The organism is Ruegeria sp. CDSB029 (assembly GCF_059611125.1).
On the sequence record NZ_JBXWOX010000004.1, the window covers coordinates 16,259 to 31,562 of the forward strand.

At 57.9% G+C, this 15,304-nt stretch carries 10 protein-coding genes; 6 read left to right on the plus strand and 4 right to left on the minus strand.

Going from position 1 to position 15,304, the window contains the following annotated elements:
• Positions 1 to 316 precede the first annotated feature (316 nt).
• Positions 317 to 1,183 (minus strand): LysR family transcriptional regulator, encoded by an 867-nt coding sequence (locus tag AC2FI8_RS06060; protein WP_496777827.1) that lies wholly within the window; start codon positions 1,181 to 1,183, stop codon positions 317 to 319.
• 115 nt (positions 1,184 to 1,298) lie between these two features.
• Here AC2FI8_RS06060 and AC2FI8_RS06065 point away from each other — a divergent pair, with 115 nt between their 5' ends.
• From AC2FI8_RS06065 to AC2FI8_RS06090, 6 genes are all read left to right on the plus strand, one after another.
• Entirely contained in the window at positions 1,299 to 2,837 is a 1,539-nt protein-coding gene (locus tag AC2FI8_RS06065) for a trimethylamine methyltransferase family protein (protein WP_496777830.1), read from the plus strand.
• Positions 2,834 to 4,123 carry an aspartate aminotransferase family protein gene (locus AC2FI8_RS06070; RefSeq protein WP_496777832.1) on the plus strand — a complete coding sequence of 430 codons (1,290 nt, stop codon included), beginning with the start codon at positions 2,834 to 2,836 and terminating at the stop codon, positions 4,121 to 4,123. The genes AC2FI8_RS06065 and AC2FI8_RS06070 overlap by 4 nt, the downstream gene beginning before the upstream one ends.
• Positions 4,120 to 6,519 (plus strand): GcvT family protein, encoded by a 2,400-nt coding sequence (locus tag AC2FI8_RS06075; protein WP_496777834.1) that lies wholly within the window; start codon positions 4,120 to 4,122, stop codon positions 6,517 to 6,519. Before AC2FI8_RS06070 ends, AC2FI8_RS06075 begins: the two co-directional genes overlap by 4 nt.
• A complete protein-coding gene (locus AC2FI8_RS06080) occupies positions 6,519 to 8,930 on the plus strand; it encodes an FAD-dependent oxidoreductase (protein WP_496777836.1) in 2,412 nt (803 codons plus the stop codon). Before AC2FI8_RS06075 ends, AC2FI8_RS06080 begins: the two co-directional genes overlap by 1 nt.
• A 3-nt stretch (positions 8,931 to 8,933) precedes the next feature.
• Complete coding sequence (locus tag AC2FI8_RS06085; RefSeq protein ID WP_496777838.1) at positions 8,934 to 10,613, plus strand: thiamine pyrophosphate-binding protein; 1,680 nt, start codon at positions 8,934 to 8,936, stop codon at positions 10,611 to 10,613.
• A 206-nt stretch (positions 10,614 to 10,819) separates the two neighbouring features.
• Positions 10,820 to 11,740: a LysR family transcriptional regulator gene (locus tag AC2FI8_RS06090; RefSeq protein ID WP_496724186.1), complete on the plus strand. Its 921-nt coding sequence runs from the start codon at positions 10,820 to 10,822 to the stop codon at positions 11,738 to 11,740.
• On the opposite strand, the gene AC2FI8_RS06095 is transcribed toward AC2FI8_RS06090, so the two are convergent.
• From AC2FI8_RS06095 to AC2FI8_RS06105, 3 genes are read right to left on the minus strand one after another with little or no spacing between them, the layout of a single operon-like run.
• Complete coding sequence (locus AC2FI8_RS06095) at positions 11,737 to 14,151, minus strand: GcvT family protein (protein WP_496777840.1); 2,415 nt, start codon at positions 14,149 to 14,151, stop codon at positions 11,737 to 11,739. The two genes, AC2FI8_RS06090 and AC2FI8_RS06095, sit on opposite strands and share 4 nt — an antisense overlap.
• A complete protein-coding gene (locus AC2FI8_RS06100; protein ID WP_496777843.1) occupies positions 14,152 to 14,856 on the minus strand; it encodes a maleate cis-trans isomerase family protein in 705 nt (234 codons plus the stop codon).
• Complete coding sequence (locus AC2FI8_RS06105; RefSeq protein WP_496777846.1) at positions 14,849 to 15,292, minus strand: SRPBCC family protein; 444 nt, start codon at positions 15,290 to 15,292, stop codon at positions 14,849 to 14,851. The genes AC2FI8_RS06100 and AC2FI8_RS06105 overlap by 8 nt, the downstream gene beginning before the upstream one ends.
• Between the last annotated feature and the right edge of the window lie 12 nt (positions 15,293 to 15,304).

Below are 15,304 nucleotides of genomic sequence, written 5' to 3' on the forward strand. Positions count from 1 at the left end.
CGCGTATCAGGAAGAGATCTTCTCAGGCTGAAATCGGTCATTTGCTGCGCCATCAAGCGAGACTTCCAAACCGATGACCCGGCCGGGCTCGAAGCAGACATTCGGTTAATTCCGCTGAATGTCCGCCTTGCAGACAATGTTGCCGTTGTCCTTCAGGGTGTTTGCTGGCGCAGCATCTGTTCGAAAAGGCAGCACACTCATCGTCGCGTTGTGGCCATAATCACCAATTCTGTCATTCGATGTCGCGCTCAAGTGCAGATCGACAGCTTCATGAAAACAAGCTTGCCTCTCACTCAACAACTGATGCATTTGTCAATTATGATTGTGTGACAAGCCAATCCTCAACTTCTCGAACCTCAGAACGGGTTCTGCTGGTATGCTGGACATCGATAAAGTAGCCATGGGTTGGGTTGATACGCTCATCAAAAATCCGAACCACTCTATTTTCCGCCAGATCCTGATCGATCAGTGGAAGCCAGCCAATGATTGCTCCCTGGCCTTCGGCAGCGCCGCGCAGCAGCACGTTTGCGTCCTCGAAGATCGGCCCGTAGAGCAGATCGGCTATTGAAACACCCATTGCCTCAAACCAGTCCCGCCATCCCCAGTGATTTCTTTGATGCAGAAGGGGCAAGGTTAGTAGATCCTTTGGGTGATCGATAGGTCCTCGTGTAATGACAAATTCTTCGGATGCTATGGCGACCGGGCTAAGCTCAAGCAGCTTGATTGCACCTTCTGCCATGTCGGCGATGCGGTCCCAGCGGATTATGATATCGACATTCTCGCGTTCGTGCGCGCCGGGATAAAGGGCTGGCACCACTTCCAATTCGATCTCGGGATGGGCTTCCCAAAAATCACTAATCCGCGGCATGAGCCAGCGCGCCGTAAAGATCGGTCCCGCCGAAACTCGCACCGCTTTGCGTGCGCTTCGATGCATGGATTGAACCGCACTGTCCAACAGGCCAAAGGCCTGACTGGTCGCATGGGCCAAGCGCCTGCCTTCAGCTGTCAGGGTGACATCACGACCCTCCCGCCTGAATAGCTTGACGCCAAACTGATCCTCCAATCCGCGAATATGATGACTGATCGCAGTCGGGGTCACAGTTAGGTCCGCCGCGGCTGCCCGAAAACTGCCGTTCCGGGCGGCGGCGTCAAAGGCACGTAAAGCTGTAAGAGAAGCTGTCACGGCAATCCAATAGATGAGTTTTTCTCATTCATTGCTGAGAATGTTGCTTTTGTAAACTCTGCTATTTCCGGTGCAGGATAGGGCTGCATAAACCTGAGCTCATGAATCGATGACCATGGCAAACCGTCGGCGCGGTCGTAAAGACCGCTTAAAGCAAGTCTCGGAGACTGGCCCGCAGCCACCGGTATGGCCAGGGGTGATCGGTGGGCGTCTTAAACCGCTCTTGCCTGACGAAGAAAGTATGGTCGAAGAAGCCGCATATAAGCTTCTTGAAGACCTAGGGCTTAGTCAGGCCATTCCTTCGATGATCGAAAAAGTCACTGCTGCTGGCGGGGCCATGACGGATGATGGTCGGCTGTTGTTCCCGCGCGCGCTGGTGAAATGGGCGATGGACGGAGCGCAGCGGGGGTTCACCTTATGTGGCCAGCGTCCCGAGAACGACCTGAAGATTGAAGCCGCCCGCGTGCATATGTCTACCGGCGGCGCGGCGCCTGGCGTGTTTGATCTCGACACTCATGAATATCGAGATTCGACATTGCAGGACCTCTACGATGCAGCGCGGATCGTGGACCGGATGGACAATATTCACCACTTTAGCCGATCGGTTGTGGCACGCGATGTCGAAGACAACGCGTTGATGGATCTGAACACCGCTTACGCCTGTCTTACGGGCACGTCCAAGCACGTTTCGATTTCGGTTACCGAGCCGCAGAACGTCGCCGGTATTGCAAAGCTTTGCTATGAAATCGCCGGTGGCGAAGAGGCATTTCGTGCCCGTCCCTTCCTAACGATCATGGTGTGCCATGTGGTTCCGCCCATGCGTTTTGCCGAAGAAGCCTGTGAGGTGCTGGAGTTGGCAATCAAGGCCGGGTTCCCGGTGCAGCTGATCAGCGCCGGACAGGCCGGGGCCACCAGCCCGGCAACGATTGCCGGATCGCTGGTGCAGGCGGTAGCGGAAACGCTGGCTGGGCTGGTCTTTGCGCGTTTGGTCGATCCAAAGGTCAAGGCGATTTTTGCCCCTAAACCCCTTGTGGCCGACCTGCGCACCGGGTCGATGAGCGGCGGCGGAGGCGAACAGGCCATCCTGATGGCTGGTGCGGCGCAGATGGGACGGCGTTGGGATTTGCCGACCTCTTCGATTGCCGGGATCACAGATGCAAAACGGCTGGATGCCCAATACGGGGCCGAAAAATCGCTGGCGGTGACAATGGCGGCGCATGCCGGGTCAAATATCATTACCCAGGCTGCCGGTATGATGTCGAGCCTTTTGGGGGTGAGCCACGCGGCCTATGTCAGCGACAATGACCTTTTGGGTAACATCCTGCGCACTGTACGCGGCGTCGAAGCAACACCCGAAAATATCGCCGCTGATGTCATCGCAGATGTCTGTCGGGGTGAAGGGCATTATTTGGGTGAGCAACACACATTCGGCCGAATGAAGTCAGATTACTTCTATCCCGAGATCGGCGATCGGCGCGCGCCTCGCGACTGGCAAGATGATGGTGCTCAGCGGATTGGCGACGTTGCGCGGGAGAAGGCGAGAGAGATCCTGAGTACGTATTTTCCCAGCCACCTGCCGGACGAAGTGGATCGCACGCTTAGGATGAATTTTGATATCCGCCTGACACGGGCACAAATCGGACGGCCGGAATGATGAACCAAGATCTTAGCACCCGCGCGCGCGCGAGCCTGCCAGGTGGTGTCAGCCATGAGCTACGATTTCGTGATCCGCACCCAATATTCATTGATCGCGCGCTAGGTGCCGAAAAGTGGGACGTTGAAGGACGCCGCTATATTGATTTCAAAATGGGCAGCGCCAGTCAGATGTTAGGACATTGTCACCCGGCAATTGTCGAAGCGGTGCAGAGACAGGCCGAACGTTCGATTTTCAGCGCGGACTGCCACACCCAGGAGATTGAGTGGGCCGAGTGGGTCAACCGGCTAATTCCTTCTGCCGAACGCACACGTTTCACCGCATCGGGTACGGAATCCACGATGCTGGCACTGCGACTTGGGAGGGCATATTCGGGCAAGGATCACGTGCTGCGTGTTGAGGGACATTTCCATGGCTGGCATGATCACGCATTGAAAGGGGCAAGGCCGGGCAGCGATCAGGCGCCGTCTTTGGGTATCCCGGATGCCATCAACGATCTGATCCATATCTGTGCAGCCGATCCTCAGGCTATGGAAGACGCGCTACGGGATGACCGTATTGGCACGGTAATCATTGAAGCCTCGGGCGCGAATTATGGCTGCGTCCCCTTGGCCACCGATACCTTGATGGCGCTGCACGACGTTGCGCGTGCCGCTGGTGTTGTGCTGATCTTTGATGAGATCATCACCGGATTTCGCTGGTCGCCTGGTGGGCGTCAGGCACGCGACGGGATCGTACCTGACCTCACCACTTTGGCAAAAATCGCGACAGGCGGTTTGCCCGGTGGCGTGATTTGTGGTCGCGCCGAAATCATGGAGCTTTTGAACAATGCAACCGTGCGAGGCGGGTTTGGGCCTGCGGTCAGCCACAAGGGCACTTTTAACGGCTCGCCCCTGATTGCGGCTACAGCCTGTGCCGCGACTTCGCTCTTGGCCAGCGGCGAGGCGCAGGCGCATGCCGATACCATGGCCGCACGCATGCGCGATGGTATGAATGCCGCCATGAAGAGGCGGGGTATCGCGGGCATTGCCTATGGCGACAGTTCGGTTTTCCACGTGTTTTTCGGCCGTACCAGTCTGGATGGACTTAGCCCTGCCAAAATTAGGGGGCTACCGAAACCCTTGGTCAAAGCCTATCGCAACGGCATGCTGACGCGCGGCGTGGATATGATGGCCTATACTTCTGGTTTGACCTCAGCCGCGCATACACCCGAACTGGTTGATGAAGCGCTCTTGGCCTTTGACGACACTTTGTCGGACATGATCCGCGACGGAGCATTGCAATGACCCTCCCGTCCTCCGCCCGCACCGTCATCATCGGCGGTGGCGTTATCGGGTGTTCGATCGCCTATCACCTTGCCCGCGAAGGGCGGAAAGATATCGTGGTGCTGGAACGTTCGAAACTGACGTCAGGCACCACATGGCATGCCGCCGGTCTGGTTCGGCGTTTGCGCCCGTCGGCGACGCTGACGAAATTGATCAATTACTCGATTGACCTTTACGGCGAGTTGGAAGTTGAGACCGGTCAGGCCACTGGCTGGACACAAACGGGTTCGCTGACGCTGGCAACCAATGAGAACCGGCTGACCAACATCAAACGGCAGGTATCGCTTGGTCGTGCTTTTGGGCTGGAGGCCGAGGTGGTCGATGCCGCCCACGCACAAGAACTTTGGCCGTTGATTGAAGTGGACGACGTGATCGGTGCCGTTTGGTCGCCTGCTGATGGGCGCGTGAACCCGTCTGATGTGGCGCTTGCCTTGTCCAAAGGAGCCAAGGCGCGCGGTGTGAAATTTTTCGAAGACACCCGTGCGACCGGGTTGCAAAAGAAAGATGGTCGCATCTCGGGCGTCGAAATCGGTGAGTACGTGATTGAGGCTGAAGAGGTCGTGATCGCCAGCGGTCTCTGGTCGCGCGAAGTGGCCGAAATGGCTGGTGCGCATATGCCGCTTTATGCCTGCGAGCATTTCTACATTCTGACGAAGCCGCTGGCTGAGGTACAGGCGCTTGGCAAAGGTGTGCATCTGCCAACGCTGAACGATCAGGACGCCTATCTTTATGCCCGCGACGATGTTGAGGGCTTGCTGGTCGGCTCGTTTGAGCCTCATGCCAAGGGCATTTCTACGCGCGATCTGCCTGCGGATTTTTCATTCGATCTGCTGGATGAAGATTGGGACCACTTCATGCCGATGATGGAGAATGCGCTGCGCCGCATTCCCGCTCTGGAAACCGCCGAAGTGCGGATGCTGCTGAACGGCCCCGAAAGCTTTACACTCGACAGCCAGTTCATGCTGGGTGAAAGCCCTGAGGTGCCGGGTCTCTTCCTGGTGGGGGGCATGAACTCTACCGGGATCGCTTTGGCTGGTGGCGCGGGCAAGGCGATGGCAGAATGGATCATCGCGGGCGAGCCGACGATGGAACTGAACGAAGCTGACATACGCCGTTTCAGTCCCGAAATGAACGTGTTGGGCGCGCTAGAAGCCCGCATTCCCGAGGTGCTGGGTCGGCACTACGACAATCCCTATCCAGGTCGGTCAATGGACACTGCGCGCGGTCAGCGCCGCTCGCCAATTCACCAGGGGCTGATGGCCGCGGGTGCGCGTTTTGAGGCGCGAGGGGGCTGGGAACGCGCCGTGCATTTTGGTGGAGATGCAACGCATCTGCCACTCACCTTCGCCGCACCGAAATGGCGCGGTCAGGTGAAGCGGGAAGTAGACGCCTGCCGCAATGGCGCGGCCATTCTTGATCAATCCGCCTTTGGCAAGATCATGATACAGGGGCCGGACGCCTGCGCCTTTCTCAACCGGCTATGTGCCGCGCAGATGGACATCGCCGAAGGGCGCATCGCCTATACCCAAATCCTGAATGCGCGAGGTGGTGTTGAAAGCGATCTGACCGTGCAACGTCATGGCTCGGCGACTTATCTGATGATCGTCGGCGCGGGCGAAGTTGTCCGTGTCATGAAACGTATGCACGACACCAAAAGCGACTTCCGTGTCGAGTTTACCGATGTGACAAGCGGCTATGCCGTGATTGGCCTCGCCGGGGCTAAAGCGCACGACGTATTGCAGGCCACCAGCAATGCGTCAGTACCTGACCTCAAACGCTTTGGTTTTGCGCCGGTCGAGATCGGGTTGGCGCGCGGTTGGGCTGGTCGTCTGAGCTTTACCGGTGAAGAAGGGTATGAACTTTATGTTCCTGCTGACATGGCCATGGCCGCGCATGAGGCGCTTGTTGCGGCAGGTGCCTCTCATGCAGGCCTCTTTGCCAGCGGCAGCTTGCGGATCGAAAGTGGGTTTCGTGCCTTCGGTCATGAATTGACACCGGGCACAACGCCGCAAGAGGTAGGGTTGGGTGCGTTCTGTGCTTTTGGCACCGGCTTTGTGGGTGAGGAGGCGCTGGTTAAAGCCGGTCAACCCAAGCGTCGGATCGTTTCGCTTATGCTCGATGACCCGAACGCGATCCCGATTCATGATGAACCGATTTATTATGATGGCCGCGTCGTTGGACAGATAACTTCTGCGGCGTGGAGCTATCGTTTTGGCCGCTCTGCTGCGCTGGCGATGATAAACGCGCCGTTGGACCTGATTGCGGGGCAAGACGTTGTGACGGGGTTCGAGGTGGAAATCGCCTGTACCCGCTATTCCGCAAAATGTTCGCTACAACCCGCCAAGGAGGCGTTTTGATGTCGCAGACGACACGCACGACCCGCGTTGCGATCATTGGCGGCGGTATTATGGGCGTTGCGGCTCAGTTCCAACTCGCTGAAAATGGCTGGACCGACACGATCCTGTTTGAAAAGGCTGAACTGACCAGCGGGTCCACATGGCACGCAGCAGGGCAAATTGCCCATGCCGTGGGCAGCCGTGTTGCAGGCTGGATCAACAAGACATCGATCGAGACCTACAAGCGTGTCGAGCTGGAAACGGGGCAAAGCATCGGCTGGCATGAGGTCGGTGGGTTCCGCATTGCCACAACCGATGATGAAGTCGACTGGATGAAGTCGATCATGGGCGTCGGCAGATTGCTGGATCTGCCGATGGATTTGGTGGGGCCGGATGAGGTTGCGAAAGGCAACCCGTTCTACAATGTAGATAATGTAAAAGCTGCCGTACAAACCTATGAGGATGGGCATATAGACCCGTCTGGAGTGACCATGGCACTGGCCGCTGCTACCCGTGCACGAGGGGCAAAGATCGAGCGGCACAATCAGGTTCTGGGCGCCAGTCGCAGGGGCGATATGTGGCTACTCAAGACCCAAAAGGGCGACGTATTGGCCGAGCATATCGTGATTGCCGCCGGTTCCTACGCCAATCAGGTCGGCGAATGGTTCGGGCTCAAGATACCCTCGGTCTCTTGCCTACATCACTACCTTGTCACCGACACAGTGCCCGAATTCGAAGGCCGCCCGGAATTGCCGGTGATGCGCGACAACTCTTATGGTGGCTATATCCGGCAGGAACAGAAATCCGGGTTGATTGGTATTTACGAGGGCCATGTGTGCCCGACCGTTTGGGAAATGCCTGAAGGCGCGCCATGGGCTGCCGAGAACGAGCTGTTTGCTGCGGATTACGACTCGATTGGCGATTTCCTGATGGTTGCTTTCGAAAAGATGCCGATCCTGGCCGAGCTTGGGATCAAACGCGTTGTGCGCGGCGCGATCACCCATACGCCGGATGGAGGAATGCTGGTCGGGCCTTCTGGTGCGCCCAATGTCTGGCTGTCTTGTGGCTCATCCATTGGTCTTGCGTGGGGCGGCGGTGCTGGCAAAGTACTGGCCGACTGGATGGTGCATGGCGAAACCTCGATCAACACACGCAGCCTTGATCCCCGCCGTTACGGAGATTTTGCATCGGATCATTACATCGTTGAGCGCACCAAAGACGAATTCATGCGCCGTCATGACACGCCGTGCCCCGGAAAACAGTTCCATAGCTTGCGCCCGGTGAACCGGCATCCTCTCTATGACCGGCTGGCTGCCAAAGGGGCGGTGTTTGTTGAGATTGCAGGGTGGGAGCGTCCGCTTTACTTCGGAGATCTCGGTGAAGTTGAGCAAATCGGTTGGGGCCGTCAGCCCTGGCATGAGAATGCGCTGGCCGAGGCAAAAGCTACCCGAGAAGCCGCTAGTGTGATCGACCTTTGCGCATTCGCCCAATTCGAGATCACCGGCAAGGATGCGGGCAAACTGCTGGATCGCTTGTCTGCCAACCGTATCCCCCGCAAAGACGGGCGGATGAGCCTCAACCATTTGTTGACCGAGAAGGGCCGTTTCGAGACTGAGATCACCATTTGGCGTATTGATAAGGATCGCTATTTCACAGGCTCCCCCATTACTCGCGCTAACCCGGATTTCGCCTGGATACAAAGCCATATCCAGCCGGGTGAAGACGTGCAGATTGTTGATCACAGCGCCGATTGGGGAATGCTGGCTATGTCAGGCCCTGCTTCGCGGCGCATTTTGTCTGAACTGACAGAGGCCGATCTGTCCAATGCAGCTTTCCCATGGCTTTCAGGGCAGGAAATCACGGTCGCCCAGGTGCCCTGCCATGCGTTGCGCGTTTCATTCGTGGGCGAATTGGGCTGGGAACTTCACGCCCCACTGGAGCGCATTGCAGACATCTATGACGCTCTGTTCGAGGCAGGTGCCAAGTTTGGACTGGCCGATCTGGGGTCCTATGCTTTTAACGGATTGCGGATGGAAAAAGCTTATCGCGCCAGCGGTGAAATGACGACTGACGTCGGACCGCTGGATGTTGGGCTTGAGCGGTTCATCGTGGCCAAGGATCGTGAATTCATCGGCAAGGACGCGATGCTGGCCCGTAATCCGGAATGGGAGCTGCTTTATGCAGAGCTTCATGCTGACGGTCTCGATGTTCATGGCGGAGAGCCGGTCTTGTTGAAAGACCGGATCGTAGGTCTGACCACGTCGGGTGGCTACGGCTACACGGTGGGCAAATCGCTCGGGTGGCTCTTTGTAAAGAAAGGGACGCCGCGCGCAAATCTTACGATTCAGATTTTGAATGAAGCTTATCCGGTGACGATACATGACGCCCCGCTGTTTGATGCCGACAACCTGCGCCCAAGAGCCGAGGACTGAGAGATGACTAACATATCCGGCGGCGAGGCCGTCTATCGCGTTTTGAAGGCCAATGGGATCGACACTGTGTTCGGCCTCTTGGGTGGATCAATGTTGGAACTTTATGACGCGATATATCAGGGCGGAGAGATTGCCTATGTCGGTGCGCGCGATGAACGCGCGGCGGGTCACATGGCCGATGCTTGGGCGCGTATGACCGGCAAGCCAGGCGTGGTTTTAGGCGCGCAGGCCGGTCCCGGCGTGGTGAATATCGTGACTGCCGTGGCCGAGGCGCATCTAGCCTATTCTCCGATGGTTGTCATTGCGGGTGCGATCACCCGTGCAGATCAATGCAAGGACACGTTTCAAGAGGTCGATCAGGTCGCCGTCTTTGCGCCGATCTGCAAGCGGTCGGTGATGGTAACTGATCCTTCGAGGCTGGCTCCAATGCTTGAGGATGCCATTCGTCTGGCCAACACTGGTCGCCGAGGCCCCGTTGTGCTGCATGTCCCACGCGACCTTTTTGCTGAAGAAATCCCCGCCATTGATCCCAGACCGCTACGGATTGCGAGCCCGGGTCCGGCCGCGCCTGCTGACGTCACCACCATTGCCGCGTTGCTGGCCGGGGCAGAACGCCCAGTGATCTTTGCCGGAGGTGGCTTCAAATGGGGCGCGGGTCGTGACGCGCTGACCGCGCTGGTAGAAACACTTGAAGTGCCCGTTGTGGCCTCGACCGGCCATGCAGATGTGATGCGCCATGGCCACCCCTGGTTTGCCGGACAAGCCGGACCGCGCGGCAACCGCGTGGCCAGCCGTCTGACGAGAGAAGCAGATGTGATGGTCGTGATCGGCGCTCGCCTTGGCTTCAATTCCACCTTCCATTCCAACGACTACGTCGGTGCAGATACTCGCATCGCGCATGTTGATGTCGAAGGCTCTGCCGTTGGTCGGTATTTCCCTGCTGAAATCGCGGCTCAAGGTGACGCGCGCCTTACGGCCGAAGCGCTGACCGAGGCAGGCCGGAAGCCAAAATGCGACGCATGGCGCGAGAGCTTCAAGGCGGATATGGACAGTCTTTGGGCTGAACGGGCCAAAGAGGCCGTAATCGAAACGCTGCCCTTGCACCCCCGCCGCGCTTTGGCAGAGCTGCGCAATGCCTTGCCTGAAGACGCCATTGTTACACTTGATACCGGCAACACCTGCCTGCAGGCTGCGGATCGCCTGGCCCATTACGAACCAATGTCACTGATCACACCGCTGGATTTTGGTCTTGTCGGCTTTGGTCTTGCCGCCGCAATCGGCGCCAAATCCGCCGCCCCTGAGCGCCCGGTTGTCGCGATCATGGGCGACGGTGCTGTTGGCTACACTATGATCGAGATTCAAACCGCCATTTCGCATAAGCTCCCGATCACCATCGTAGTGCTCGACAACGAGGCATGGGGCGCTGAGAAAGCCTATCAGCAAGAGTTTTACGGCGGGCGTCTTCTGGGCGCGGAAATTGAAAGCCCCCGCTTTGACAAATTCGCCGAACTCTGCGGTGGCAAAGGCATCTGGGTTGACGGCCCCGGCGGTATGGGCCCCGCCCTACAAGAGGCAATTACATCGGAACAAACAACAATTATTCAAGCCAAGATCGATCCGGGCGCGCTGATGACGCTGCGCAAAGACCTGTTCAGGGCACCGCAGAATGGGGCAAAGGAATAAGCGCCTGTGCTCCATCATCATCGACGCTGGTAGCACGGATCTTTGTGCCACGCACGCAGCCCGAGAAAAGGGCGCAAGCATGTTGATGCTGGAATGTTCGTCCGAGGCTTAAAACGGACGGTCTCACTCGATCAAAGTTTCGACTTGACCTATGATGAATAGCGATAAAGAAAATCACCCGTTATGTGAAATCTGCTCAGGTTCAAATGGCAGAAGGCCCCTTTCTTGATTTGCGTCATCTGAAGATGATCCGCGCGATTGCCGAACACGGGCGTGTCAACGATGCGGCCGAGGCTTTAGGGGTCACTTCGTCGGCTCTTTCGCATCGCATCAAAGAAGCCGAACGACGGTTGGATCTGGTTCTATTTACACGCATCCACAAGCGCCTGCGCATGACCCCGGCGGCGGAATATCTTGCCGATGTCGCGGATCGCGTTCTGACCGAAATGGACCGGGCCGAGCGCGATGTTCGGCGAATGGACCGCGGTGTGGAGCATGTCGTGCGCATCGCGGTCGAAACCTACAGCGCGTCGTATTGGTTGCCCGATTTCATCCGCTATCTGCAAACGCGGCTACCGGGAATTGAGCTTCAGGTCATGGCAAGCGTGACGCGCAAACCTGTTGGCGCACTTGCAAACAGGCACGCCGACATCATTGTGACGTCAGAGGAGGCAACGCCCATTGGAACGCATTGCATTCCACTGTTCAGGGACGAGTTGCTGTTCATCTTCGCACCAGATCACCCGCTTGCCGCAAAAACTCATATCGAAGGCAAGGACATCGAAGGGGAAGACTTCATCACTTACGCCCTGACCCCTGAGCCGGATCGTGAATTTGCCCGGCTGTTTCGCCCGTCCGGGCGCTATCCACGCTGGACCACAACGGTCGAGATGCCCGAAGCCATCGTCGAGCTTGTGGCCGCCGGTCAGGGCAGCAGCGTGCTTGCTGGCTGGGCCGTGCGCCCGGCCATCGAAGCTGGACGTATAATCGGCCTGCGCGTCGGCAAGGACGGAATCGAGGTGCCTTGGGTCGCAATGATACGATCCGAAGACAGGGGCACAGGCCCCATTCTGGAAGTCGCCCAAGCTCTTGCGCGGTGGTCTTCGGCAAACGGCGGGTTCGGTTAGGACTGGAGCCTCTCGTTTTTTGGATCGTACACATGGTGAGAATGACGCGTTGCCGCGCGCATCTCGCCGAAAGCCTGAACCAAACAGTCCTCTCCCATCTCGAGCGAACCATTTTCAACATAGCCGAGCGCCAACAACTTGCCGGTTCGATAGCCCATCGAGACCGACGTCAAGTAACCGATGACCCGCCCCTCTCGGATGATCGGGTCGGATGGCAATGGCTCTGGCCCGAGATCGGTGATCTCCAACCCGATAAAGGCCCATGCAGCTTCCTGCATTGCCTGTTCTTCAACGGCCTGTCGACCGGTGAAAGGCTTGGACATGTTCGCGAACCTGGAAAGACCAACATCGAACAGCGTGTATTCAACGCCAAAGTCCGCGCCCCAGCCGTGATACCCCTTTTCGACGCGCATGGCATTAAGCGCGTAAGAACCGAAATTGCAGATGCCATGCGGCTTGCCCGCCGTCCAGATCGCATCGTAAAGGGCCACCAGATCTGACGAGGCGACATGTAGCTCCCAACCCAACTCGCCCACGAAGCTGACCCGCATGGCCGTGACCGGCATACCTGCGATCTCGATTTCGGCCAGGCTCATCCAGGGTGCATTGGCCGCGCTCAGGTCATCGGCAGTGAGGCCCTGCAACAGATCGCGGGATTTCGGACCCATCACCAAAAGCGCGCCATCGCGAGTGCAACCCTTGGTCAAACGAACGTCGGCATCGCCGCAAGCGGTCGCAATCCAGTCGAAGTCTCGATCAACAGCCAGGGTAGGGCCACACAGCAGAAATCTGTCGTCGGCCAAACGGGCAATTGTCGCTTCTGACCATATGTGTCCCTTGGGTGTCAGCATATAGGACAGACGCACCCGACCGACGGGCGGCAGCGTTCCGCAGACTACTTTATCAAGCACCTTGGCCGCGTCGGGCCCATCCAGGGTGAATTTTGTGAAGCCGCCATGGTCCATGATCCCGACTCGATCACGAACCGTTTCGCATTCAATCCGCACGGCATCCTGCCAAGGCTCGTGTCCGAAGCTCAAAGCGCTTGGATCGTTTGTCTTGCCCAGATCGAACCAGAATGCCCGTTCCCAGCCGCCGATTTGTCCCATGACCGCGCCCTGTTCGACAAGTTGCTTATAGAGCGAGGTCTTGTTGAGCGGTCGCCCAGAATCCATAAGACGATGAGGATAGGGGATCGCATATTGCAGGTCATAATGCTCGGACGCGCGTGCCGCTGCATAGTCTTGCGTGGCCCATGACCCGAACCGGCGGGGATCCCAGGCGGACAGATCCCATTCGGTTTCGCCTGTCGTCAGCCATTCGGCCATGGCTTTGCCAATGGCCGCTGAATGCGTGATGCCAATCTGAACGCCTGTCGCATGGTAGAAGTTTCGAACACCTGCGGCGGGCCCTACAAGGGGAAGTGCGTCAGGCGAATAGGGGATCGGGCCATTAACGAAACGCTGGGCACCCGCTTCGGCAAGCAGAGGCACATGGACTGAGGCCGCTTCGAAGACCGCCATCATCCCGTCGATATCATCTGCAAACAACTGATGGTCAAAGTCCTGGGGCACCCCATCTTGCCAGACAGGGCGGCCTTCGTGGGCATAGGACCCGAGTAACAAGGAGTTTCGTTCGCGCCTGAGGTAAAAGCGCATGTCGGGGTCTCGGATCAAAGGAAACGGGTCGGTGTCCTTCCCGAGAACCGCAAGAGGCGATGTCACCATATATTGGTGTTCAAGAGTGACGACGGGCACGTGCAACCCTGCCATTGCCGCAATCCGTCCGCCGCTTGAGCCCGACGCATTTATCACGGTTCCCGCGGCAATGGCGCCAGTCGATGTTTCAACCACCCATTCCCCCGACGCATGCTGTCGCAATCCTGTGACCGGCGTGAACCGATGAACCTTTGCACCCAAGTCACGGGCGTGTTTGGCTAGTGCCTGGGTCAACTGACTGGGATCGATGTCGCCCTCATAGGGATCAAATATCCCACCATGGATTGTATCATCCGCCTGCCAATAAGGATGCATCTCTTCAATCTGCGACGGCGTCAGCATCGACAGTTCAAACCCCGCCGATCGAGACACACCGCACAGGTGTTGGAATAGTTGCATCCGCTCAGGCGTGTGAGCAGGCCAGATAGCGGATGTATGCCGATAGGTGATCGGCGTGACCGGGTCTTTGGCAAGCTCCTTGTAAAGCTGCCAGGCATAGTTTCCGGCGCGCATGCCCAACCACGAGTTAGCGTAGGTGGGAATATTGCCCGCGGCATGCCACGTCGACCCCGCAGTCAGTTCATTCTTTTCAAGCAAAACGGCATCGGTGATGCCTGCCTTAGCCAGATGGTACAGGATGGAAGCACCAACTGCGCCTCCGCCAATGACAACAACCTCTGCATGGCTTTGCATTCAGTGCGACTCCAACAGTCTTCCAAAACCAGTGATCGGATCGGTTATGCCGACGGCGCGCAGCGAATGCCAATAGACCGCCGCATTGCAGGCCACGATTGGCTTGCCGTGGGTGTCTTCCAACGCGCCGATCATGGCCACCACGGGCAGCGCGGTCCCGACCTGAAGGATAACGTCGCAATCCGAGGAAGCGACCTCAGCAAAGACGGACCGGATATCCTCCAACGGAGTTTCACAGATGGCAGGAAGCGTGGGCGCTTCGGTGCCCTTGATCGCGACCACCTCGAACCCGGCGTTTTCAGTGTTTGCTTTCACCACAGCATCGACTTCAGCGTTGAACGGCGTGACAATGCCAACACGTGTCGCCCCAAGGGCGCGCAACCCCGCATAATCGGCTTGCGAAGCGCCAATCACCGGCACGCCGACCTGCTGTGCGATATCTTCGCACCGCGCCTTCAGTTTGTCCGGCCCACCGAGCCCTGCGTCGGTTGTCAGACCGACGGCGATTGCCGACGGCGCACAGTCCATCAACTTTGCCGCTTCGTCGGGCAGGTCATCCGACACCGCATCGCCCCCCAAACGAAAGCGCTGCATCTGGTTGGTCACACCCTTCGGTCGAAGCAATTCCAACTCCGGCTGGACGACAGTATTCATCGCAGGCGTCATGACGCCAATCACGGCGCGAGGGGCAAGGGTGTCAGCCATTCTCAGTCTCCTTCAGGAATTGCTTCAGTCCGATCATGCCGCCGATATAGATCACGTCGCCGACGGTTTTTTCCATTTCATCAGCGACCCCGGGGGCACAGTCGAAATGGCTTTCCCAGATGCCCAGAGTTTGGCGTGTATGGGTGATCGGAATGAATCGATGCGTGGACACGTACCCGGTCACGGGAAGCGCACTTTCGAGGATGTCATAGGTATAGGAATGATCGGTATCAGAATGGGCCAACAAGGTTTCCCGGAACACTGTGCCATCGGCGATGTCCAGTTTGCGGATGGTGCCGGTGGCGGTCGGTGATCCGTTCTCCAGGCCAACACCTACCACGCCCGGATTCCAATGCACTACACCGTCAAAGGCGCGAACGGCCGCCCAGACTCTGTTTATGTCACTGTCGATGACCATACTTCTGAAGACGTGCATGTCGGCTCCTCT

Bases quoted from the DNA above. Each gene is read 5' to 3' on its own strand.
- AC2FI8_RS06095 (WP_496777840.1), bottom strand. From the start codon at position 14,151: ATGCAAAGCCATGCAGAGGTTGTTGTCATTGGCGGAGGCGCAGTTGGT.
- AC2FI8_RS06065 (WP_496777830.1), top strand. From the start codon at position 1,299: ATGGCAAACCGTCGGCGCGGTCGTAAAGACCGCTTAAAGCAAGTCTCG.
- AC2FI8_RS06085 (WP_496777838.1), top strand. From the start codon at position 8,934: ATGACTAACATATCCGGCGGCGAGGCCGTCTATCGCGTTTTGAAGGCC.
- AC2FI8_RS06075 (WP_496777834.1), top strand. From the start codon at position 4,120: ATGACCCTCCCGTCCTCCGCCCGCACCGTCATCATCGGCGGTGGCGTT.
- AC2FI8_RS06105 (WP_496777846.1), bottom strand. From the start codon at position 15,292: ATGCACGTCTTCAGAAGTATGGTCATCGACAGTGACATAAACAGAGTC.
- AC2FI8_RS06080 (WP_496777836.1), top strand. From the start codon at position 6,519: ATGTCGCAGACGACACGCACGACCCGCGTTGCGATCATTGGCGGCGGT.
- AC2FI8_RS06070 (WP_496777832.1), top strand. From the start codon at position 2,834: ATGATGAACCAAGATCTTAGCACCCGCGCGCGCGCGAGCCTGCCAGGT.
- AC2FI8_RS06090 (WP_496724186.1), top strand. From the start codon at position 10,820: ATGGCAGAAGGCCCCTTTCTTGATTTGCGTCATCTGAAGATGATCCGC.
- AC2FI8_RS06100 (WP_496777843.1), bottom strand. From the start codon at position 14,856: ATGGCTGACACCCTTGCCCCTCGCGCCGTGATTGGCGTCATGACGCCT.